The following is a 22,376-nucleotide window of genomic DNA, read 5'->3' as shown; positions in this document are numbered from 1 at the left end:
ACGGCTTAACGACGGCGTAAAAAATGCAGAGTTTTTTCAGCTTGCTGGTCTTGAGCCAACAATTCGTTGCCGGTTTGACGACAAAAAGCCTGAAAATCCTGAATGGCGTGCTGATCCGTCGTGATGACTTGCAACACTTGCCCGGACTCCAGCTGCGCCAAGGCTTTCTTGGCGCGCAAGATAGGCAGGGGGCATTTCAGCCCGCTGGCATCAACCTGCAGATCGCTATCGGGCAAAGAGCCGGTCTCGGACGCTGTCATTACGCACCCAACTTGCTTTCAACCCAGGCCTGCACGGATGCATTGGCCTGCGGCAGGACGCTGGCATCATTACCACCACCCATGGCCATGTCAGGACGACCACCGCCCTTGCCGCCCATCTGAGAGGCCACAAAGCCCACCAGATCGCCTGCCTTGACCTTGGAGGTCAGGTCCGGCGTCACACCGGCCACCAGGCTGACTTTGCCATCAGCAACAGCCGACAACAAAATCACGGCAGATTGCAGCTTGTTCTTTAACTGGTCAGCCATTTCACGCAGCGCCTTGGGCTCCACACCTTGCAGGGTGGCCACCAAGAGACGGCTAGTGTCATTCAAAGCCACGGCCTGGCCCAGCAGGTCCTGACCGGCTGAGGCGGCCAGCTTGGACTGCATTTGCTCGCGCTCACGCTCCAGATCCTTGATCTGACCTTGCAAAGCACTGATACGGGCAACCAGACCGTCTGGCTGGGTACGCAGGCTGGCGGAAGCGTCGTTCAGCAAGCGCTCCTGCGCTTGCACCCAGTGCAGGCTGTTGATGCCAGTAATGGCTTCAACACGGCGCACGCCAGCGGCTACACCGCCTTCCGAGACAATCTTGAACAAGCCGATATCACCCGTGCGCTGAACGTGAGTACCACCGCACAGCTCACGCGAAAAACCAATATCCAGCACGCGCACTTCGTCGCCGTACTTTTCACCGAACAAGGCCATGGCGCCGCCGCTTACGGCATCGTCAAAGGACATCAGTTGGGCTTGTACAGCTTCGTTAGCTAAAACCTGTTCGTTCACGATGGCCTCGACCTGAGCAATTTGCTCGGCCGTCATGGCCGCATCATGAGCGAAGTCAAAACGGGTCTTGTCCGCATCAACCAGGGAACCACGCTGTTGAACGTGGCCGCCCAACACCTGACGCAAGGCTTTGTGCATCAAGTGAGTGGCCGAGTGATTACGAATCACACGCTCACGACGCTCGGTATCAACCTGAGCTTGAACAGTCTGGCCCACGCTCAGCGTGCCAGCATTCAGCACGCCTTGGTGACCGAAAACCTGATTGGAAATTTTTTGTGTGTCCTGCACCTCGAAGGACAGGCCATCGGCGCCACTCAAGACACCTGCATCACCCACCTGACCACCAGACTCGGCGTAGAAAGGCGTAGCATCCAGAACCACCACTGCTTGCTGGCCTTGGGCCACCGACTGCACAGACGTACCGTCCACATACAGCGCCGTTACCGTACCGCTGCCTTCCAGCGTGGTGTAGCCGTCAAAGCGGGTCTGCACGCCCGAGTAGCTCAAGCCTTCAGCAGTCTTGAACTTGCCGGACGCACGTGCCATCTGGCGCTGGTTTTCCATCGCCACTTCAAAGCCGTCCAGATCAACATCCATGCCACGCTCGCGACAGATGTCAGCGGTCAGATCCACAGGGAAACCGTAGGTGTCATACAAGGTGAACAGCGTTTGGCCATCCAGCTTGGCATTGTCGGACAAGCCAACCAGGGCTCCTTCCAAAATGCGCATGCCGTTTTCCAGAGTCTCGCTGAAACGCTCTTCTTCCTGACGCAGCACCTGCTCAATACGTTCGCGTTGCTGAACCAGCTCAGGATAGGCTTCGCCCATGGTCTGACCCAAGTCCTGAACCAGGCGATAGAAGAACAAGCCTTTCTGACCCAGTTTGTGACCGTGACGCAAAGCGCGGCGAATAATGCGGCGCAGCACGTAGCCACGGCCTTCATTGCTGGGGATAACACCATCAATGATCAAAAAGCTGCAAGCACGGATATGGTCAGCAATCACCTTGAGCGAGTTATTGCTCAGGTCGCTGGTCTTGGTTTCGCGTGCAGCAGCTTGAATCAGGGATTGGAACAGGTCGATTTCGTAGTTGGAGTGCACATGCTGCAGCACTGCCGAAATACGCTCCAGACCCATGCCCGTATCCACACACGGCTTGGGCAGCGGTGTCATGGTGCCGTCAGCAGAGCGCTCGAACTGCATGAACACCAGGTTCCAGACCTCGATGTAACGGTCGCCGTCTTCTTCGGCCGATCCGGGAGGGCCACCCCACACTTCCGGGCCATGATCAAAAAAGATTTCCGAACAAGGGCCACAGGGACCGGTATCGGCCATCTGCCAGAAGTTGTCCGAGTTGTAGCGCACGCCACCTTTGTCGCCAATGCGGATGATGCGCTCTTTGGGCACACCAATTTCGGAGGCCCAGATATCGTAGGCCTCGTCGTCTTCTTGATAGACGGTGACCCAGAGTTTTTCTGCAGGCAGTTTGTAAACCGTCGTCAGCAATTCCCAGGCATAGCGAATGGCGTCATGCTTGAAGTAGTCACCAAAGCTGAAGTTGCCCAGCATTTCAAAAAAGGTGTGGTGGCGGGCGGTATAGCCCACGTTTTCCAGGTCGTTATGCTTGCCGCCGGCGCGCACACAGCGCTGCGAGCTGGTCGCACGATGGTAGGGACGAGTTTCTTTACCCGTGAACACATCCTTGAACTGCACCATCCCTGCGTTCGTAAACAGCAAGGTGGGATCATTACCTGGAACCAGAGAAGCCGAGGACACAATGTGATGTCCCTTGGATTCAAAAAAAGAAAGAAACTTCTGACGAATTTCTGAGGTTTTCATTACATGCAACGCGATGGAAAATTTAACTGCCTATTATAAGACGATCAGCCTTGCAGCCCATGCGCGCGCTGCGCTGGCACAACACCTGCCGCCCCGGCAAAGCAGTGGATAGCCAGGACGCCACACTCCCTCTACGAGCGGCTGCGTAAGCGTCAAATAGTACTGTTTTCAGCGGGCAGAAACAACAATTCCGACCCCACGGAGTCGGAATGTGAAACCACCCTGCTCATATTCAGGATGGGGGCCGAACAGGCCAGGCGCTCTGAACCCTGGCCTGGACTCGCTTAGGCCTTGGCTTGGTAGGGATGATGCTCGGCCCAATGGCGAGCAATATCCACACGACGGCAAACCCAGACGCGCTCGTGCGATTGCACATAATCCAGGAAACGCTGCAAAGCACGGAAGCGACCTGGACGACCAATCAGACGACAGTGCAAACCGATGGACAGCATCTTGGGCGCTTCTTCACCTTCTTCGTAAAGCACGTCGAAAGCGTCCTTCAGGTAAGAAAAGAAATGGTCGCCGGTGTTAAAACCCTGGGGCGCGGCAAAGCGCATATCGTTGCTGTCCAAAGTGTAGGGCACGATCAACTGTGGCTTGACGCTGTTATCGCTCATAGGCACTTCGGCCCAGAAAGGCAGGTCATCACCGTAGTAGTCGGAGCTATACAGGAACTGGCCCTCTTCTGCGACCAGACGCAAGGTATTGGGGCTGTCGCGGCCGGTGTACCAGCCTTCTGGATGGTGGCCCAACAAATCTGTCAGCACTTTCACGCACTGGCGCATGTGCTCGCGCTCGATCTCTTCGGGCACGTTCTGATAGTGAATCCAGCGATAGCCGTGGCAAGCAATCTCGTGACCCAGACGCACGAACTCCTGCGCCAGTTCCGGGTGACGCTCCAGTGCCATACCGACACCGAACACGGTCATGGGCAAATCGCGTTTTTCAAACTCTTTCAGAATCCGCCAAACACCCGCACGCGAACCGTATTCGTAAATGGATTCCATGGACAAGTGGCGATCCGGGTATGCAGCTGCACCAATGATCTCGGACAGGAACTGCTCGGAGCCTGGATCACCGTGCAGCACGCAGTTCTCACCGCCTTCCTCATAGTTCAAGACAAACTGCACCGCAATGCGCGCCTGATCAGGCCACTGTGCATCGGGCGCGTTTTTGCCGTAACCGATCAGGTCACGAGGGTAAGACTTACTCAAGGACATACCGTCTCCGTTTAGCGTTTTACGCTGAGTGCCAGCCAAGGATCGGCAGCACTGCCATCACCTGCTTCGCTCATGCGATGTTCACAATCACTTAAGTGATGATGCATAGCCAGATGCGCGCCGTCGGCGTCACCCTGGCTTAGCTTGTCCAAAATCTCTTTGTGCTCGTAAAACGAGCAAGCCTGCTCGCCCGGCGTATCGTGATACGCAATGATGAGCGTGGTGCGAGCGCACAAGGTGTGCATCAGCTCGGTCAGCTCGTCATTACCTGCGCAGCGCGCCAGCATCACGTGAAACGCATTGGACAGACGCAACCAACTGATGCGATCGCCCTGCTCGAATGCACGCTGTTCACGTTCTACCAGCGCATACAAATCCGCCAGGCGCGTGGGCAAATCAGGAAAGCTGATCAGTTTTTTCAGGATCAATGCTTCCAGATCACGCCGCAGTTCAAACACGTCTCGTGTTTGCTTGGCCGTGGGCTTCCAGATAAAGGCACCCCGATTGGGTTCAATGACCACAATCTTGTCGTGTTCCAGTGCTGCCAGCGCCGCGCGTACAGTCGCCCGTGAGCACTCGAAAATAGTGCAGAGTGTGGCTTCGGTCAGTTTGGTGCCGGGCAAAAGACGCCGATCAACCACCGCATCAAAAATCTGGCTATACACACGCCCGACCTCTGAATCTGCCAAGCCTCCCTCTAGCAGCGAGGAGGCGCTTGGCGCTTGGGATTCGCTCGTCGTCCCCTCTTGCCGCCTTATCTGAAGCATAGAATTTCTCGTTATTGACTATTGACAATTATTCGGTATCCCCACAAAATCGTCAACATAAATTGTCGACAATCTGATTCCTCAAACAGAGCGACAGTTTCGGGGCCTCAACCCAGCGCACTGATCCTTGCACCGTTGGCCCCCGGCCGGTTCTCAAAACTGGGCTCGCTGGACCTTTTTTGATCACCATAAACCGGAGACATTTATGGGAAAGCTATCAACCCATGTCCTTGACACTACTCAAGGTCGCCCAGCCAGCGGCGTGCGCGTCGATCTTTATTCCATCGAAAACGATCAACGCACTCTGATCAAAACCACCCACACCAATAGCGACGGTCGCTGTGATGAGCCCCTGCTGCAAGGCGAGGCCCTGCACACGGGCGTTTTTGAACTGGTGTTTCATGCCGGCGACTACTTTGCCGCCAGCGGTGTGGCCCTGCCCGAGCCACGTTTTGTCGATCAGGTCGGTATTCGCTTTGGCATTGCTGATGCCAATGCCAACTACCACGTACCCCTGGTTGTGACCCCCTGGTCCTGGTCTACCTATCGCGGCAGCTGATCGCGTATCCAAGTCGACTTTTCGCTTCTATACGAAACCACTCTGATACGAGATCTTTATGTACGCTTACCTACTTGAGTACGGCAACCTGCTGCTGCGCTGGTTGCACGTCATCGCCGCTGTAGCCTGGATTGGCGAATCCATTTACTTTGTGATGCTGGACAACGGGCTGAAACCACCCAAAGGTGAAGAAAGCAAAAAACGCGGCGTGTTTGGCGAGATGTGGGCTGTCCACGGCGGCGGCTTCTATCACAACCAGAAATACCTGACCAACCCGGCTGAACTGCCCGATGACCTGCACTGGTCTTTCTGGAAGTCCTATACCACCTGGCTGTCCGGTTTTTTCCTGTTCACCCTGCTCTACATGACCAAGCCCGAGTTCTATTTGGTCAACCCCGGCAGCCCGTGGGAATGGGCTGCGCAAATGAGCGGCACGCAAGCCAACGTGGTGGCGATCGCGTTCCTGGCTTTGGGTTGGGTGGTCTATAACGGCCTGTGCCGCCTGATCAGCCCCAACATGAACCGTGACGGTCTGTTAAGCGTTGCCGTTGCCATCATGATGGTTGTGGTGGCTTACCTGAGCGCCCACATCTTCTCCGGTCGTGCAGCCTTCTTGCTGACCGGTGCCGTGATGGCGACCAGCATGTCGGCTAACGTGTTTTTCTGGATCATTCCCGGTCAGCGCCGCATGGTCAAAGCACTGAAAGCAGGCGAAACGCCCAACCCGCTGGATGGCAAACGCGGCAAACAGCGTTCGGTACACAATACCTACTTCACGCTGCCTGTCTTGCTGCTGATGCTGAGCAATCACTACTCGTTCACGTATAACAATCCGAATGCGTGGATCATCATGGTGCTGTTCATCTTTGCCGGTGCCCTGATCCGTCAATACTTCGTGCTGATGCACGCTGGCATCAAAAAGCCTGCCTACCCGGCTGCTGGTGTGGTGCTGCTGCTGATCGTGGGCTACCTGGCCGCTCCTGCCAACCTGAAAGGTGAAGTTGCCAGTGCCCCACAGGCCGGTGAAGCATCCGAGACCATTAAGGTCGCCCGTATCCAGGAAATCATGGATGCTCGATGTGTGCAGTGTCACGCCGCCAAGCCTAACGCTGACTTTGGCTTTACCGCTGCCCCTGCCGGCATGTTGCTCGACACCATCGACAATACCGTGTTGCATGCAGAACAAGTCAAAACCGTGGTTCATTCCAAGTACATGCCTTTGGGCAATATGACTCAGATGAGCGACGAGGAACGTGCGGACATTGCTGCCTGGAACGGCAAACGCGACTAATGCATAATAAGGCTTAAGCCTGACTGAGCAATTAGCTCCGTAGTAACTTCCAACCCCGATATGATGAAAATCGTATCGGGGTTTTTTGTATTAAAAACTGGCTGCACTAGGCTCCATTCAGCAGACGTCATGACCTGGTGACTGGAATTAGTCAGAGCTGCTCTGAATGCTGCCCTCAACATCACTTGAGCTACGACGCTGGCTGCCATTGCTCCCCCTTTCGCAGCACTTGGTACACGCAAGCGTCTTAGCTGTCATGCCGCTCATTTCAATCCATCCCCCCCCCTTCACAAAACCAAACCAAGATTTCAAATAAGCTAATACCCGTCATGAAGGCAAACACAGTTTCGTGACGTGTGAAGCAGGCTCCGGGGCATAAACTGAACGCTGGACTGGCACTGCCCCCTGACCCACTCTTTGGCTTTGGCTTTGGCTTTGGCTTTGGCTTTGGCTTTGGCTTTGGCTTTGGCTTTGGCTTTGGCTTTGGCTTTGGTCTTCAGTTTGTTCCTGTGACGACCCCATTTCCAGCTCAATACAACGACTATTCAAAGACAGTAAACGCATCTGCGAATCCCGGTCCCGACCTACCGGCCAAAGCTGCCCCTGCTGAAACAAAAACACGCGCTCCTCGTACTGCACTTCGGCTAGCAAACGGGTGTCCCGCCCATAAATAGCTTTCAATTTCGGCAAAGTCCCCGGTGACTTGCTCTGCACGGTGCCGGTAAGCGCCGTATCAATCTGACTCGCGCCAGCGAGGGATCTGTCGCAAGACGACAGGTTCTGACGAGCCTGCTCGGCTTCCAGCAACAACATATCGCGCACAATAGTTGCCACCGTTGCTACTGGATCTAAGTGGGAGTCCAGGCTCCGGTCCGCGAACTGAGCGGACACGCTACACATCGGCAGCATCCCAAACAGAATGCTCAAATATCTGCGCGCGCTCTGCTGCTTGCTGCTCCGTCGTTTCATAGACATAGCCTTCCAACTCCACGATAAACGCGCTGCCCAGCAGCGAGGGATACGATTGCGACTCCAGCCTGAGCCTAAGCGTGTGCCATTGCAATTCGGGTAGCTGTTCAGCAAGCAAGTAAGCCGAGCGCAGCGGTGACTGGCTGCGCCATGCTCTACGCCATTTTGCTTGCCCTGCCTCACCAACTGCATCGTCATCCCCAAGCAGGCGAGCAGCATCAAGCGATAGCTGCATAAAGACGGGCTGCAAGGTGGCAAGCTCGCTAAACAGATCAGGAGGCTGAGCAAGCAAAGGCAAGCCATCTATCTGCTCTACATAAGGCTGCCTGAGTGTCAGGCTTGCCTGCCCTTGCGCCATCAATTCCAGCCTATTTGTAGACCCACGAATTTGGTTTTGCATGGCCACACTGAAGCTTTGAACTTGCTCAAACCCATACCGGGCTTGGCACTCCCACATAAGAGCCTGACGTTGACAGTCAACTTGCTGCAATTGCCAATCCGCCCCCTGATAGGGAAGGCTCTCAATCAGTCTCAAGACAGCCTGCGTACTTGCTGAGGCTGATGAAACGGGGCTGGGCTTTTGGACATCACCCGCCGCTGCGTCCCCTACCCAGGCACCCCAATCAGCAGACAAGGCTGCCCAGGACAGGGTGGCAACCAGCAAGGAGGAGAACAACAGGCGTATCGGGATCTTCTTGAAACCCCACCGTCGTTTCTCTGGCTGACGCTGCAGGCAGGCCCACGCGCGTCTGCCCTCCTCCAGGCACAGCCATAAATCGTCAGGCTGTCGTAATTCGCGTAGGTCCGGATAGCGTTGCTTCATGGTTTGCCGCAAGCTGTGCACCTGCTCAAGCTGAGCCAGTAGGCAATCACTGCTCTCCACCACCACGCCCTGCTCCAGCACCAGAAACCACAATAGGCCGGGCGCCACCGCCCACAAAAGCATCACGTTTTGTTTGGGATGGTGAGCAGCCAGACAAGCTGCTGCAGAATAGGCTTGCACCCTTTTCAAGCTGCCCCGCTGTGGCCCTTTTTGCGCCAAGCGCAATACAGAACGAGTTCGCCTGCTTTTAAGCCATTTTTCTGGAGTCCAGGCAATAGCTTGTAAGCCCGGCTCCATAGAGCAGACCCAGTGTGCTTGTCCTGCCTGCCGGGCATGAGTCCAGCGCGCCCCCGGCGCTGTATTGGACCATTGCAAACCGAACCAGTACTCCCGGGCAGGATAATCAGCTCTCATCTCGGCCCCCTATTCAGCGCGGCCTCTTCTCTTGCTACTCCCCGGCGCCCTACAAGTTGTGCAGCCTGCTGATCCAGATACAGACCTAAGGCGTCCAAACGCGATGGGGTATCCGTCACCAGCAGAACGGGGGGCATCCCACTTACAAGCTTGAAGGTGCCTGCGCGGGACAAAAAGGGCTCTATCAGGTTTTGTAGACCAGCCGCGCCCTGCCCCTCTCCTGACACCGACTCAGGCGGTACTGGGCCTGTGCTTAACTGCTTGTTTAACGCTTCCAGTGCTAAAGCACCGACGGACGTGGGCAAATGAAACTGCCGTGTCTCAGTTCGGTAAAGCTCGATTCGCCCTTGCTGGTAACGCCAGCTCACGCTGTATGCCGTGGCAAGACGATTGAGCAGCTCCGGCAAGCGCAGTTGCTCCAGAATCAGGCCGCCCTGCTGTAACGGCTCTTTCCCTACGCCCTCATCTACGTTTAAGCGCGGCAAAAAATGCGCCAAGGGCAAACGGGCTTCTGGGCTGATTGTCACCTGCAGCTCAGACAACTGAGACAGTCGGCGCGCCATCTCATCCAAAGACGGTAGAGCTTCCTCCAAAGAAAAGCTGAAGGTCTGAGTAGAGCGCAATATTGCAGGCAAAACGGGGGATGGTTTCAAGGGCTGTGCCGCCCCGAGCAGCCAAGGCTTATTCACGGACTGCGCAGCAGGCCCGAACGGCTCTCTTGCTTCCTCTTCCAGAGGTATCGCACTCTCCAGCCAGGGCTGATTCACATAGTGATCAGAGGATAGCGATGAACAAGCGGCCAGCAGAAGAACCGCCCCCACCAGAAAAAACCGCCTCATGGCCGGCCCTCCGGTGCAGCTCCCGGGTCACAATCTTGCGCCCCATCTAGAATCCGTAAAACCTGATTGGAATAAAAACAGGCTTGTAAAGGATGGCCATTGAGTTGCGCGGCAGCCAGCAACTGTGCAACGGCCGACTCAAAACCTCCTTCAAAATGGGCGGCCGCCTTGATAGGAAAATCAACCTCTACATTCCAGTGCTCGGAACCAAACACCCATTTAGCCTGTTTGGCCCAGCGCATCAGCGCTTGGCGCAGGGTTCTGTCTTTCAGGCGCAGCTCGAACACAGGCAGAACCGAGGGTTTCTCATCCAGAGCCTGCGCCTGTACTTGCATCAGCGTGGAGCTAGGCTTGAATGACTGCGCTGCTACCAGCCCCACAGACGCTGCAGCGCCCTCCTGCGCAAGCACTACCCCTTGCTCGCCTCTACTTGATGCAGGGGCGAGCTGCTGGATAGGGCTTGGAGGTAAGGAGGCTTCCTCCAAAGAGAGCTTTGGGGATGCTGAGCCCTGTTGAGCCATGCCGGCTCCCGGACCGCCCGCTTTTGCTGCTTCGATCACTGGACTGGCCTTGGCCTCTGCCCGCCCCGCTCGAAAAACAAGATCCGGCCATACATCATCCACAAGCTGAAACTGCCCCGACGGTTTTAAAGACAAGAGTATTTCCTGCCCATTTCGCCGTCCAAATACCGCTGGCAGAATCTGCTCAGGCGCAAAATGCAGCCAGGTACGCACTCCATTGTCAAAAATCTGCAGAGGGCCTACTTGAGGATCGCCTGACAAGCGCCAATCAAAGTTAAAGACGCGGGCGCCTGGGTCGGCCAAAAGGCCATCAGGCCCCCGTCCTATCTGACATGCAGACAGGCCCAGCCAACACAGCATCAGTACGAAAAAACGGGCAGAAAAACACATGGCAGACACCCAAAGAAAAAACCCCATGTCCCTTGAAGGGCATGGGGTTTATCTTCAGTGATGCCAGCCTGTGACGCTAGATCGGCTTATACGCTGCGATAAATCAGCGTCCTTTCTGTGCCACCAAGCGATTGGCTTCAGTTGCGGCAGTGCGCAAGGCCGTCATCGCAGGCTGTTGTCCGTCCAAAGCACTTTCCAGGCTCTGGTTGAACACAGCACGAATCTGACGATAGTTGCGGAAATTGCCCTTGGCCGTTCCCGATGCACCGCTGCTGTAAGCACCTACCAGATGCTGCCAGTCGCCCTTGCCCTTGTAGTAGTCACTGCTAGTGGCACTGAAGGCCTCGCGGCTGACCGGCAAGAAACCAGTGTTCTGGTACCAGCGAGCTGCATTTTCAGGCTGAGCCAACCAGCTGATGAACCGTGCTGCTGCCTGATTCTGCTCGGCGTTGTGTCCCTTCACCGCCCACAAGGCAGAACCGGTTACGAACGGCTTGCCGGGGGTTTGAGTCACTTCAGGGTAGTACGGCAAGCCCGTGATGGCATATTTCAAACCACGTGTTGCACTGTACTCACCGATATGACCGGAGTTGGAGAACATCACCGCACACTCGCCTTTGGCAAAGCGCTGGGGCGATTCAGGCAAGGTGTCAGGTTTGACCATCAGCTCGGATTTAACCCAGCTGATCATCATGGACAAATGGCGGATGTACATCACGTCAAACTCAAACCCAACCTTGCCCTTCACTTGCGCGCCAGGAGCCAGACCATAGATCTGGTTATTGACGGCAGCCAGGTTCTCCAGATTGATGGAGACGGACTGGTCCGAGGTCAAAGGACAACGGCGTGATCCTTTATTGGCCAGATCTACCAATTGGGCTTGCAGGTCCAGCCAAACACGGCTGGGAACAGCAGGCTCAATCTTGGCTTTATCAAAAGCGTCCAGGTTGTAATACATGACCGGAATTTCCGCCATGTACGGGAACCCTTGCAACTGGCCACGGCCATTGCGCACAAAGGAGTTGGAGGCCAGGAACCAGGACACATTGTCCATTTTTTCCCGAGCCAGCAAAGTTTGCATCGGCAAGATGTAAGAGCGATCGGCGACTTCGTCCAGGCCGGACATCTCGCCCAACTGCACCAGATTGGGCAAATCTTTGCCCGCTTGCAAAACCTGCTCTAAAGAGGCTTCCGTATCATGAGCCTTGACCGTCACTTTGACGTCTTTCTGGCTACGATTGAAATCCCGAACCAAGCCTTCAAACTCGTCCTGATTGTGCGAGTTCAAGGCGGTCCAGACCTGAATATCAACGGCTGCCAGGGCAGTGGACCCAAACAACAAAGCGGCTGAGCCACCCGCTGCCATCGCCAAAGCCAAGACACCACGTTTCAACAGTAATCCGCGTAGATTTTTCATACATCCTTCAAGATAAAAAAGGAAATTCAGGTTCGGGTTGGCGCCCCATGACCAGGTCGGCCAAGGCTCGGCCAGAGCCTATGCCCATCGTCCACCCCAAGGTACCGTGTCCGGTATTCAGATACAGGTTAGGGATGGAAGATCGGCCTATCAGTGGGACATTTGAAGCTGTGGCAGGACGCAGTCCTGACCAGAAATGAACATTATCAAAATCCAATGCGCTTGGGAACAGATCAGCAACTTGCGTTAACAAAGCCTGACAGCGGGCGGGACTCAAACTACGCGAATAGCCCGACAATTCAGCGGTTCCCGCCACCCGCAAACTGTCTCCCAGACGGGAAAAAACGAGCTTCTTATCTTTATCGGTCAAGCTGACAGTGGGCACGCCCTCTGGCACCAGGACCGGGAAGGTGGCCGAATAGCCTTTGGCCGGATAAACCGGGCAGGCAATGCCCAGTGGCTTTAACACCGTAGGGCTGAAACTGCCCATGGCAACGACAAACGCATCAGCCTGCAAGGACTCATAGCCGCCATCCGGGCCAATCAACTCTACCCCTACAACGCGGCCCTTAACAGTCAGCAAACGGGTGATCTGACTAGAAAAACGGAACTCCACGCCAGCACGCTTGGCCATGGCTGCCAGACCGCAGGTAAATTGGTTGGCGTCGCCCGACTCATCATCTTTGGTGTAATCACCACCCACAATCTGATCGCGCGCCGAGGCCAGGGCCGGTTCAAGCTGAATCAGCTCGTCCACGCTCATAATACGCCGGTCCACGCCCATATCGCGCATGACATCGGCCATTTGCTGCGAGTCATCCAGGCTTTGCGCATCGCGGTAGAAGGTGATGATGCCCTTTTCCTGATGACGGTAATCAAAATCCAGGCTGGGGCGCAATTGCTTGAGCGTGCTGCGGCTGTACTCGGCCATGGCAACCAAGGCACGGACATTGGGAGTGACCCGGCCCGGCATGCATTCTCGCAAGAAAGACAGACACCAGCGCCACTGGCTCAGGTCCAGGCGCGGACGGAACAATAAAGGCGCATCGTCCTGCAACAACCATTTCAGCAGTTTGAGCGGCATTTTCGGGTTGGCCCAGGGCTCGGCATACGAGACCGAGATCTGGCCGCCGTTGGCACGCGAGGTTTCCTGCGCAGGACCGGTTCCCCGATCCACGACCACCACCTCGCAACCTTGCTGGCTCAGCCACCAGGCAGTTGATACCCCAATAATGCCGCTGCCCAGAACTGCTACTTTCATGTGTGCTGTGTCCGCTTGTTTAACAATTGATCAAGACGCTTACTTTACGTCTGCCAGGGACGTAAACGCATCTGCAAAATAATGATCAGGATTCAGTTGAGCTTGCTCCACAAAATCCTGACGCGCTGCCTCCACCATACCGGGCGCGCCACAGGCGTATACCTGCCAGCCAGACAGATCAGGCAAATCAGCCAACACCGCCTGGTGTACGAAACCGGTGCGACCAGTCCATCCATCTTCGGGCTGGGCATCGGAAATCACGGGAATAAAGCGCAGATTGGGCAATTCACGGGCCCATTGCTCGGCCAGCTCGGACTGATACAGGTCTTTAGGACGGCGGCCACCCCAGTACAGGGCCACTTCACGCTGACTTCCGGTCTGGATAAGACGCTCGATCAAAGCCTTGATCGGTGCAAAGCCGGTACCACTGGCCAGAAACACCATGGGCGCGCTGCTGTCCTCGCGCAAGAAGAATGAGCCCAAAGGCGCTTCCACTCGCAAGATTTCGCGCTCTTTCATGGCCGTGGCACCCGCACCGAACACATGATCCGTAAATACACCACCGGGCATATGACGGATGTGCAGCTCTACCTGATTATCTTCCCGCGGTGGCGTGGCCATCGAATAGCTACGGCGGCTGCCATCTTTCAGAATAAATTCCAGGTACTGGCCCGGGTAGTAGCGAAATGGCTCGGACGAGGGCATTTGCAGACGCACAATCATCACATCGTCACGCACTTTTTCCAGGCCCACTACACGGGATGGCATCTTGCGAATCTGAATGTCGCTTGCCATCCGAATTTCGTGAGACTCGATCAGCATATCGCTGCTGGGCTTGGCCTGACAAAACAGGGTGTAACCTCCCGCCCGGTCGTCTTCGCTTAGCAGTTGCTCAGGCGCACGGCCCGCATCGTATTCACCTTCAATCACTTTGCCGCGGCAGGAAGAACAGGTGCCATTGCGGCAGCTATACGGCAAGACGATCCCCGCGTTTAGCGCGCCATCCAAGACAGACTGGCCAGGCTGCACCTCAAAACTATGCCCGCTGGGCTGAACCGTGACTTTGAAACTCATATCCAACACTCAAAAAAGAAAGCTATCAGGCGGAGGGCCAGCCTCCGGCGACAATCAAAATTTATGACTCCACGGGCCGATGCAAAACCGGGTCATTCAGCTTCAGGCTCAAGGTCTTGCCTTTGCCTGCCCGCTTGCCCAGGTAATTGGCCAGCATGTCCAGATCCATCACTATCGTGGACTGACGCTTGCGATTGATTCCGCTGACGGCCAGGCCTGCCTCGCCAAAGGCAACCCACTGGCTCAGGCTATCGCCCTCGTTCAGCTTGATCAGCACCGTGCCGCGTCCGCCTTTGGACAGCACCTTGAGCTCTTTGATATCTACTACCAGGAAGCGCCCTTGCTCGCTGAGCAACCCCACGTACTGGTCATCCGGACGCAGTGCCAAGGGCTTGAGCAGTTTTTTGCCCTCTTCAATGGTGACAAACTGCTTGCCCGCTTTCTGGCGTGTATTCATGTCCGCTTGAGAGGCCACAAAACCATAACCATCGCAGGCTGCCAAGAGATAGTTCTGGTCTAGCGGTGCACCCAAAATATGCTCGATAGGCGCACTGGGGCTGACTTCAATCATGGAAGTAATAGGCTGACCATCCCCACGGGCCGAAGGCAAGCTGGAAACCGGCACAGTATAGACTCGGCCATCGGTCCCCATGGCAACCAGATCCGTGGTGCTGCGGCACTCCAGTGCATCGCGCAGGCCATCACCGGTCTTGAAGCTAAATTGAGACGCGTCATGGCCATGGCCCTGACGTGAACGTAACCAACCTTTGCGCGAAACAATCACGGTCACAGGCTCATCGACGACCTTAGTCTCCAGCACAGCGCGCTCTGCGGCCTCAATCAAGGTGCGACGCTCGTCCCCAAAGGTTTTGGCATCGGCCTCAATTTCACGAATCATCAAGCGTTTCAGGGCTTTGGGATCATCCAGCAGCTTTTGCAGGGCTTCCTGTTCATCCAGGCGCTCTTTCAGCTCTTTCTCGATCTTGAAGCCTTCCAGACGCGCCAATTGTCGCAAGCGCATTTCCAGAATGTCGTCTGCCTGACGCTCGCTCAGCTCAAAGCGCTCCATCAAGGCGGCACGCGGCTCGTCAGATTCGCGGATGGTTTGAATGACTTCATCCACATTCAAATACACCACCATGCGCCCTTGCAGCACATGAATGCGATCCGTGACTTTATTCAAGCGGAAGCTGGTACGCCGCTCCATCGTATGGCGGCGGAACTCCAGCCAGCTTTGCAAAACCTGGCGCAGCGAGCGTTGACCGGGACGGCCATCCACATCAATACACACCAGGTTGATGGACACACTGCGCTCCAGACTGGTCTGGGCGAGCAAGGTGGTCACAAATTCGTCCCGGTCAATTGCGCGGGACTTGGGTTCAAACACCAGACGAACCGCAGCTTGCTTGCCGGATTCGTCGCGCACGGCGTCGAGCATATTCAGCATCAAGGCCTTGGTCTGTTGCTGCTCGGTGCTCAAGGATTTTTTGCCCGCTTTCACCTTGGGATTGGTGCGCTCTTCAATTTCTTCCAGAATCTGCTGGGAGGAGCTACCGGGCGGCAATTCAGTGACCACCAACTGCCACTGGCCACGGGCCATTTCCTCAAATACCCAACGCGCACGGGCCTTGATCGAACCACGGCCATGGGCATAGACCGCGGCAATATCAGCGGTGGAAGAAATAATCTGGCCACCACCGGCAAAGTCCGGACCGGGGACGATCTCGTGTATTTCCTGATCGCTCAAATTGGGGTTGCGCAGCAGGCTAACGCAGGCTTGGGCAACTTCACGCAGGTTGTGCGAAGGAATCTCGGTTGCCATCCCGACGGCAATCCCGGATGCGCCATTGAGCAGCATGATGGGCAAGCGTGCGGGCAGCGCCACAGGCTCTTTCTGACTGCCATCGTAGTTGGGAATGAAGTCCACCGTCCCTTCATCCAGCTCGTCCAGCAATAGACGCGAAAACGGGGTCAAGCGCGCTTCCGTATAGCGCATGGCGGCGGCATTGTCGCCATCACGCGACCCGAAGTTGCCCTGCCCGTCTACCAGCGGATAACGCAGCACAAAATCCTGCGCCATACGCACCATGGCGTCATAGGCAGCCTGGTCACTGTGCGGGTGATACTTACCCAGCACATCCCCTACCACCCGCGCCGATTTAACCGGCTTGGCATTGGGCCCCAGGCCCATCGCATCCATGGCGTACAAAATCCGGCGTTGTACCGGTTTTTGACCATCTGTCAGGTCAGGCAATGCACGTCCGCGCACCACAGACACGGCGTAATCCAGATACGCCTGCTCGGCGTAGCTGGCCAGCGTGATGCTATCGTCCGCTCCCGCCGGTTCAAAATCTAATTGATTGCTATCCATAAGTAACTCTTAGTGCGGACTCAGACATCCAGATCGGCCAAATTGCCTTTTTCTTCCAACCACGCGCGACGCGCCGAGGCTTCGCCCTTGCCCATCAACATGGTGAACATCTGCTGTGTTCCGTCCATGCCGTCCTCGCCCCAATGCACGGGCAAGAGACGACGGGTATCCGGATTCATGGTGGTATCCCACAGCTGCTCCGCGCTCATTTCACCCAGACCTTTAAAGCGGCTGATGCTCCAGGAGTCGTTGCGTATCCCTTCGTTGCGCAGTTTTTCCAAGGTAGCTTCCAGCTCCCCTTGATCCAGACAATAAATCTTGCGGGCCGGGCGTTTCCCGGCGGCAGGTACGTCCACCCGAAACAAAGGCGGGCGGGCGACATATACGTGGCCCGCTTCAATCAGTTTGGGGAAATGACGGAAGAACAAGGTCAGCAACAGAACCTGAATGTGCGAGCCGTCCACGTCCGCATCGGACAAGATGCAGATACGTCCATAGCGCAGACCGGACAGGTCAGGCTCGGACTGGGCATCATGGGGATCGACACCAATCGCCACAGAAATATCGTGAATTTCCTGATTGGCAAACAGGCGATCACGGTCCACTTCCCACGCGTTCAAGACTTTACCGCGCAAGGGCAAAATGGCCTGAAACTCTTTGTCGCGGCCCATCTTGGCCGAACCGCCAGCCGAGTCCCCCTCGACCAGGAACAGTTCTGAATTTTCCAGATCGTGCGATTCACAATCGGTCAGCTTACCGGGCAAAACGGCCACGCCCGAGCTCTTGCGCTTTTCGACTTTCTGTGCCGAACGCGTGCGGGCCTGTGCCTGACGCACGGCCACTTCGGCCAATTTGCGCCCCTGATCCACATTAGCGTGCAAATGCAGTTCCAGCGCATTACGCACATAGCCACTGACCAGGCGCACTGCATCGCGGCTATTGAGCTTTTCCTTGATTTGCCCCTGAAACTGCGGGTCCAGCACCTTGGCAGACAACACAAAACTGGCGCGGGCAAAAACGTCTTCGGCCTGCAGCTTAACGCCCTTGGGAATCAGACTGTGCAGCTCGGCAAAGCTGCGCACGGCTTGGTAGAGGCCATCGCGCAGACCGGACTCGTGCGTGCCACCGGCACTGGTAGGAATCAGGTTGACGTAGGACTCGCGCACAATATTGGAGTCCAGCGTCCAGGCCACCACCCAATGGGCCCCTTCACCAGGCGAGAAATTATCGTCATCTTGCGGTGCATACTGGCGGCCTTCAAACAGCGGCACCAGCAGTTCCACCCCGTTCATTTCTTCCTGAAGATAGCCACGCAAACCGTCCTGATAACACCACTGCTGGCGCTGGCCGGTTTTTTGTTGCACCAGCTCCACCGTAACCCCTTCCAGCAAGACAGCCTTGCTGTGCAGGATATGCGTGAGCTGTGCCAGGGGAATTTGGGCCGAGTCAAAATACTTGGGGTCTGGCCAGACTCGCACGCGAGTGCCCGTTTTGCGCTTGGCCACCGTGCCCGTTTGGGCCAGTGGCTGCTCCAGTTCGCCATCGGCAAACACAATTTCGTTGGCCTGGCCATCGCGCCAGACCAGCACTTCCAGACGGCGCGACAAGGCGTTGGTCACTGAGACCCCGACCCCGTGCAGGCCACCGGAAAAGGCATAGGCACCGCCATTGAGCTTGTCGAACTTGCCACCGGCATGCAAGCGGGTAAAGACCAGCTCCACCACAGGTGCATTCTCTTCAGGATGCAAGCCGACGGGAATGCCGCGCCCATCGTCCTCAACCTGTACCCCGCCGTCCTCCAGCAAGGTGACCGTCAAGGTGCGGGCAAAACCAGCCAGAGCTTCATCGGCCGCGTTATCGATGACCTCCTGCAAAATATGCAGGGGATTATCCGTGCGGGTATACATGGCCGGGCGCTGACGGACCGGTTCCAGCCCTTTGAGCACCCGTATAGATGATTCGTCGTAACGTGTAGTAGACAACTTGATTCCCGGTAGATCGTACAGAAAAACGCTATTTTACGAGTGGTTAGGCGGCAGTGGGGAAACGCTTTATTGGCGCGCTTTCCACAGCGAACGCACATTATCAACCAGACGCAATGGTATCCTGTCAAAAATTGGCAACAAGACCGTCGCAATTGGCCGTAGAATACATTGTGCTCAGGTCACGCCACACGTATAGTTTTTTCGTCATCCTTTATTTTCTTATATCTAGCCATGAGCGACTCCATCACACATATTACGGACGCCTCTTTCGAATCTGACGTCCTCCAATCGGAACTTCCTGTTCTTGTTGATTACTGGGCTGCCTGGTGCGGTCCCTGTAAAATGATTGCTCCTTTGCTTGATGAAGCAGCCGAACTGTACAAAGGTCGTGTTATCATCGCTAAGCTCAACGTCGACGAGAATCCCGACACCCCGGCTAAGTTCGGTGTTCGCGGTATTCCAACGCTCATGCTGTTTAAAGACGGCAAAGTAGCCGAAACTAAAGTTGGCGCACTTTCCAAGTCCCAACTTAGCGCGTTTCTCGACAGCTCCCTGTAATCTCTGATTAACCGCACGCAGGCCCTTTGCTGGCCTGCGGTCTGCTGCTGAAAGCCCTTCCCCACACCCATGCACCTGAACGAATTAAAAGCTCTGCACGTCTCGCAGCTGCTAGAAATGGCTGCCACTCTGGAAATTGACAACGCGAACCGCTTGCGCAAGCAAGAGCTGATGTTCGCCATCATGAAAAAGCACGCCAAAAAAGGCGAACAAATTTTCGGAGACGGGGTGCTCGAAGTCTTGCCAGACGGCTTTGGTTTCCTGCGTTCGCCTGAAACCTCCTACTTGGCCAGCACAGACGATATTTATATCTCGCCCTCGCAGATTCGTCGTTTCAATCTGCACACAGGGGACTCGATCGAAGGTGAAGTGCGTACGCCCAAAGACGGCGAGCGCTACTTTGCTCTGGTCAAGGTCGACAAAGTCAACGGCATGCAGCCTGAGGCCATCAAACATCGCATCATGTTTGAGAACCTGACGCCGCTGCACCCGGACCAGCCCATGCGCCTGGAGCGCGACATCAAAAGCGAAGAAAACATCACAGGCCGTATCCTGGATATCTTCTCGCCTATCGGTAAAGGCCAGCGCGCCCTGATCGTGGCCAGCCCCAAGTCCGGTAAAACCGTGATGATGCAGCACATGGCTCACGCCATCACGACCAACTACCCCGAGGCCATCATGATCGTCCTGCTAGTGGACGAGCGCCCCGAGGAAGTGACTGAGATGCAGCGCACCGTGCGCGGCGAAGTGGTTGCCTCCACCTTTGATGAACCGGCTACCCGCCACGTGCAAGTGGCTGAAATGGTCATCGAAAAGGCAAAACGCCTGGTTGAACTGAAAAAAGACGTGGTGATCCTGCTGGACTCCATCACCCGCTTGGCTCGCGCCTACAACACAGTGGTCCCTGCCTCTGGCAAGGTCTTGACCGGTGGTGTGGACGCCAACGCCCTGCAGCGCCCCAAACGCTTTTTTGGTGCTGCCCGTAACTTGGAAGAAGGTGGCTCCTTGACCATTATCGGTACTGCCCTGATCGAGACCGGCAGCCGTATGGACGAAGTCATCTACGAAGAATTCAAAGGCACCGGTAACTCCGAGATCCACCTGGAGCGCCGTCTGGCCGAGAAACGTATTTACCCTGCCATCAACCTGAACAAATCAGGTACCCGTCGTGAAGAGTTGCTGATCAAGCCCGACCTTCTACAAAAGGTTTGGGTCCTGCGCAAGTTCATCCATGGGATGGATGAAATTGAATCCATGGAGTTTATTCTGGACAAAATCCGGGCCACAAAGACCAACTCCGAATTCTTCGACATGATGAAGAAGTAAATCGAACATCCTGCGCAAGCCTCTCTATACGAGAGGCTTGCTTGCGATGGGCGTATGATCGGGTGCATTCCCCTGCATCCATTCTTTCAATCTGCTGAGTTCTACTCGAAATCTCAGTATTGCAAACAGAGTTCGCTTGCAATGAAATCTATCTCTCTAGAACAGTTCCTAGCCAGAGTGCAGTCCCGTGACCCTCATCAGCCTGAATTCATGCAGGCCGTTCGGGAAGTCATGACCAGCTTGTGGCCCTTCATCGAGAAAAACCCCCAGTACGCCGATCATGGTCTGCTCGAACGTCTGGTTGAACCCGAACGCGCTATCCAGTTCCGTATTTCCTGGGTAGATGATCGCGGCCAGGTTCAGGTCAATCGCGGTTTTCGCATTCAACACAGCAATGCCATCGGTCCCTTCAAAGGCGGCATGCGCTTTCACCCTTCGGTAAATTTGTCCATTTTGAAGTTTCTGGCTTTTGAGCAGACCTTCAAAAATGCCTTGACCACTCTGCCCATGGGCGGCGGCAAAGGCGGCTCGGACTTTGATCCCAAAGGTAAATCAGATGGCGAAGTGATGCGCTTTTGCCAAGCTCTGATGATTGAGTTGTACCGTCATCTGGGTCCAGACACAGACGTTCCTGCCGGCGACATTGGTGTGGGCGCGCGTGAAGTGGGCTTTATGGCTGGCATGATGAAAAAGCTCTCCAATAGCGCAGCCAGTGTATTCACCGGCAAGGATTTGTGCTTTGGCGGCAGCCTGATTCGTCCTGAGGCCACAGGCTATGGCACCGTATATTTCGCACAAGAAATGTTGGCTCGCAAAGGTCTGTCCTTTGATGGCATGACCGTATCGGTTTCCGGCTCGGGCAATGTGGCTCAATACGCCATTGAAAAGTGCCTGGATCTGGGCGCGAAAGTAGTCACCGTTTCCGACTCGCAAGGTTGCGTGGTGGATATGGATGGCTTTACCCGCGAAAAACTGGCTGCCCTGATGCACGTTAAAAATGTGCAACGTGGTCGTCTGGTGGATTACGCCCAAGAGCACGGTCTGCGCTTTGAAGAAGGCAAACGTCCTTGGCACGTCCCGGTGGACATCGCCTTGCCGTGCGCAACCCAAAACGAGCTGGATGGCAAAGATGCCGAGATCCTGATCAAAAATGGTGTGCGTTGCGTTGCCGAAGGCGCCAATATGCCCAGCACGCTGGATGCGGCCGATGCTTTTATCCACGCCAAGATCCTGTATGCCCCAGGCAAAGCCAGCAATGCGGGCGGTGTCGCCGTATCCGGTCTGGAAATGAGCCAAAACGCCCAGCGTTTGAGCTGGACACGCGAACAAGTTGACGCAAAGCTGCACTCCATCATGCGTGACATCCACGAAAATTGTGTGAACTATGGTCAAGAAAGCGACTTCATCAACTACGTTAACGGCGCCAATATTGCCGGCTTTGTCAAAGTCGCCAATGCCATGCGTCATCAAGGCGTTTATTAAGTTTTGCGCCTTGCTCAGTAGTCAAAAAAACCGCCCACAAGGCGGTTTTTTTTATCCTGGCGGGATTGAAACGACTCTCTTGTGACCGTCAACAAGCGCTTTATCGTCAAGCCCTTAATCTTTACACAGAGGAGCTACCAAAGGGATAAACAAAGCCCGCTAAGAAAGCTCTGCATGGCTTTATTTTTGTAAGCAATCAACGCCCCAAAAACGCAGCCGCAG

Annotated in this window: 18 protein-coding genes; 5 read left to right on the top strand and 13 right to left on the bottom strand. The window is 55.6% G+C overall.

Annotated features, from left to right (window positions below; translation table 11 throughout):
- Positions 1-5 precede the first annotated feature (5 nt).
- The 4 genes from AC1RSM_RS02915 to AC1RSM_RS02900 form a co-directional block, all read right to left on the bottom strand.
- Positions 6-260 (bottom strand): sulfurtransferase TusA family protein, encoded by a 255-nt coding sequence (locus tag AC1RSM_RS02915; protein ID WP_492929313.1) that lies wholly within the window; start codon positions 258-260, stop codon positions 6-8.
- Positions 260-2,887 carry an alanine--tRNA ligase gene (alaS, locus tag AC1RSM_RS02910; protein ID WP_492929311.1) on the bottom strand — a complete coding sequence of 876 codons (2,628 nt, stop codon included), beginning with the start codon at positions 2,885-2,887 and terminating at the stop codon, positions 260-262. Before alaS ends, AC1RSM_RS02915 begins: the two co-directional genes overlap by 1 nt.
- Positions 2,888-3,171: 284 nt before the next feature.
- A complete protein-coding gene (puuE, locus tag AC1RSM_RS02905; protein WP_492929309.1) occupies positions 3,172-4,107 on the bottom strand; it encodes an allantoinase PuuE in 936 nt (311 codons plus the stop codon).
- Between the two features lie 11 nt (positions 4,108-4,118).
- A complete protein-coding gene (locus AC1RSM_RS02900) occupies positions 4,119-4,796 on the bottom strand; it encodes a GntR family transcriptional regulator (protein ID WP_492929307.1) in 678 nt (225 codons plus the stop codon).
- A gap of 283 nt (positions 4,797-5,079) precedes the next feature.
- Here AC1RSM_RS02900 and uraH point away from each other — a divergent pair, with 283 nt between their 5' ends.
- Together uraH and AC1RSM_RS02890 are read left to right on the top strand one after the other, a co-directional pair.
- Positions 5,080-5,433: a hydroxyisourate hydrolase gene (uraH, locus tag AC1RSM_RS02895; protein WP_492929305.1), complete on the top strand. Its 354-nt coding sequence runs from the start codon at positions 5,080-5,082 to the stop codon at positions 5,431-5,433.
- A gap of 58 nt (positions 5,434-5,491) precedes the next feature.
- Positions 5,492-6,724 carry a urate hydroxylase PuuD gene (locus AC1RSM_RS02890; RefSeq protein ID WP_492929303.1) on the top strand — a complete coding sequence of 411 codons (1,233 nt, stop codon included), beginning with the start codon at positions 5,492-5,494 and terminating at the stop codon, positions 6,722-6,724.
- 327 nt (positions 6,725-7,051) lie between these two features.
- On the opposite strand, the gene AC1RSM_RS02885 is transcribed toward AC1RSM_RS02890, so the two are convergent.
- The 9 genes from AC1RSM_RS02885 to AC1RSM_RS02845 all read right to left on the bottom strand — a co-directional run bounded on the left by AC1RSM_RS02885 (position 7,052) and on the right by AC1RSM_RS02845 (position 18,785).
- On the bottom strand, positions 7,052-7,624 hold the full coding sequence (locus tag AC1RSM_RS02885) for a hypothetical protein (RefSeq protein WP_492929302.1): 573 nt from the start codon (positions 7,622-7,624) through the stop codon (positions 7,052-7,054).
- Entirely contained in the window at positions 7,617-8,930 is a 1,314-nt protein-coding gene (locus tag AC1RSM_RS02880; protein WP_492929300.1) for a hypothetical protein, read from the bottom strand. Before AC1RSM_RS02880 ends, AC1RSM_RS02885 begins: the two co-directional genes overlap by 8 nt.
- Entirely contained in the window at positions 8,927-9,769 is an 843-nt protein-coding gene (locus tag AC1RSM_RS02875; protein WP_492929297.1) for a hypothetical protein, read from the bottom strand. The genes AC1RSM_RS02880 and AC1RSM_RS02875 overlap by 4 nt, the downstream gene beginning before the upstream one ends.
- Entirely contained in the window at positions 9,766-10,680 is a 915-nt protein-coding gene (locus tag AC1RSM_RS02870; protein WP_492929294.1) for a TrbG/VirB9 family P-type conjugative transfer protein, read from the bottom strand. The genes AC1RSM_RS02875 and AC1RSM_RS02870 overlap by 4 nt, the downstream gene beginning before the upstream one ends.
- A gap of 103 nt (positions 10,681-10,783) precedes the next feature.
- Positions 10,784-12,097, bottom strand: a complete 1,314-nt coding sequence (locus AC1RSM_RS02865) for an extracellular solute-binding protein (protein ID WP_492929292.1) — start codon at positions 12,095-12,097, stop codon at positions 10,784-10,786.
- Positions 12,098-12,104: 7 nt separating this feature from the next.
- Positions 12,105-13,358 (bottom strand): D-amino acid dehydrogenase, encoded by a 1,254-nt coding sequence (locus AC1RSM_RS02860; RefSeq protein WP_492929290.1) that lies wholly within the window; start codon positions 13,356-13,358, stop codon positions 12,105-12,107.
- A gap of 39 nt (positions 13,359-13,397) precedes the next feature.
- Positions 13,398-14,432 carry a CDP-6-deoxy-delta-3,4-glucoseen reductase gene (locus tag AC1RSM_RS02855; RefSeq protein WP_492929289.1) on the bottom strand — a complete coding sequence of 345 codons (1,035 nt, stop codon included), beginning with the start codon at positions 14,430-14,432 and terminating at the stop codon, positions 13,398-13,400.
- A 61-nt stretch (positions 14,433-14,493) separates the two neighbouring features.
- Positions 14,494-16,803, bottom strand: coding sequence for a DNA topoisomerase IV subunit A (parC, locus tag AC1RSM_RS02850; RefSeq protein WP_492929287.1), 2,310 nt, complete (start codon positions 16,801-16,803; stop codon positions 14,494-14,496).
- 20 nt (positions 16,804-16,823) lie between these two features.
- On the bottom strand, positions 16,824-18,785 hold the full coding sequence (locus tag AC1RSM_RS02845; protein WP_492929285.1) for a DNA topoisomerase IV subunit B: 1,962 nt from the start codon (positions 18,783-18,785) through the stop codon (positions 16,824-16,826).
- A 234-nt stretch (positions 18,786-19,019) separates the two neighbouring features.
- Between AC1RSM_RS02845 and trxA the strand changes: the two genes are divergently transcribed.
- From trxA to gdhA, 3 genes are all read left to right on the top strand, one after another.
- Complete coding sequence (gene trxA / locus AC1RSM_RS02840) at positions 19,020-19,346, top strand: thioredoxin TrxA (protein ID WP_492929284.1); 327 nt, start codon at positions 19,020-19,022, stop codon at positions 19,344-19,346.
- Between the two features lie 69 nt (positions 19,347-19,415).
- Positions 19,416-20,672 (top strand): transcription termination factor Rho, encoded by a 1,257-nt coding sequence (rho, locus tag AC1RSM_RS02835; RefSeq protein ID WP_492929281.1) that lies wholly within the window; start codon positions 19,416-19,418, stop codon positions 20,670-20,672.
- 141 nt (positions 20,673-20,813) lie between these two features.
- Positions 20,814-22,154 carry an NADP-specific glutamate dehydrogenase gene (gene gdhA, locus AC1RSM_RS02830; protein ID WP_492929279.1) on the top strand — a complete coding sequence of 447 codons (1,341 nt, stop codon included), beginning with the start codon at positions 20,814-20,816 and terminating at the stop codon, positions 22,152-22,154.
- The last annotated feature ends 222 nt before the right edge of the window (positions 22,155-22,376 follow it).

The organism is Alcaligenes sp. GW821-FHT11D07 (assembly GCF_058808495.1).
Note: the sequence above shows the minus strand (reverse complement) of the source record. Positions and strands in the feature narration are given on the sequence as shown.

What these genes read in the sequence shown, in the direction of transcription:
- AC1RSM_RS02855 (WP_492929289.1), bottom strand. Translation starts at nt 14,432, where the DNA reads ATGAGTTTCAAAGTCACGGTTCAGCCCAGCGGGCATAGTTTTGAGGTG.
- AC1RSM_RS02915 (WP_492929313.1), bottom strand. Translation starts at nt 260, where the DNA reads ATGACAGCGTCCGAGACCGGCTCTTTGCCCGATAGCGATCTGCAGGTT.
- AC1RSM_RS02870 (WP_492929294.1), bottom strand. Translation starts at nt 10,680, where the DNA reads ATGTGTTTTTCTGCCCGTTTTTTCGTACTGATGCTGTGTTGGCTGGGC.
- AC1RSM_RS02890 (WP_492929303.1), top strand. Translation starts at nt 5,492, where the DNA reads ATGTACGCTTACCTACTTGAGTACGGCAACCTGCTGCTGCGCTGGTTG.
- AC1RSM_RS02880 (WP_492929300.1), bottom strand. Translation starts at nt 8,930, where the DNA reads ATGAGAGCTGATTATCCTGCCCGGGAGTACTGGTTCGGTTTGCAATGG.
- gdhA (WP_492929279.1), top strand. Translation starts at nt 20,814, where the DNA reads ATGAAATCTATCTCTCTAGAACAGTTCCTAGCCAGAGTGCAGTCCCGT.
- uraH (WP_492929305.1), top strand. Translation starts at nt 5,080, where the DNA reads ATGGGAAAGCTATCAACCCATGTCCTTGACACTACTCAAGGTCGCCCA.
- AC1RSM_RS02885 (WP_492929302.1), bottom strand. Translation starts at nt 7,624, where the DNA reads ATGTGTAGCGTGTCCGCTCAGTTCGCGGACCGGAGCCTGGACTCCCAC.
- puuE (WP_492929309.1), bottom strand. Translation starts at nt 4,107, where the DNA reads ATGTCCTTGAGTAAGTCTTACCCTCGTGACCTGATCGGTTACGGCAAA.
- AC1RSM_RS02865 (WP_492929292.1), bottom strand. Translation starts at nt 12,097, where the DNA reads ATGAAAAATCTACGCGGATTACTGTTGAAACGTGGTGTCTTGGCTTTG.
- alaS (WP_492929311.1), bottom strand. Translation starts at nt 2,887, where the DNA reads ATGAAAACCTCAGAAATTCGTCAGAAGTTTCTTTCTTTTTTTGAATCC.
- AC1RSM_RS02860 (WP_492929290.1), bottom strand. Translation starts at nt 13,358, where the DNA reads ATGAAAGTAGCAGTTCTGGGCAGCGGCATTATTGGGGTATCAACTGCC.
- parC (WP_492929287.1), bottom strand. Translation starts at nt 16,803, where the DNA reads ATGGATAGCAATCAATTAGATTTTGAACCGGCGGGAGCGGACGATAGC.
- trxA (WP_492929284.1), top strand. Translation starts at nt 19,020, where the DNA reads ATGAGCGACTCCATCACACATATTACGGACGCCTCTTTCGAATCTGAC.
- AC1RSM_RS02875 (WP_492929297.1), bottom strand. Translation starts at nt 9,769, where the DNA reads ATGAGGCGGTTTTTTCTGGTGGGGGCGGTTCTTCTGCTGGCCGCTTGT.
- rho (WP_492929281.1), top strand. Translation starts at nt 19,416, where the DNA reads ATGCACCTGAACGAATTAAAAGCTCTGCACGTCTCGCAGCTGCTAGAA.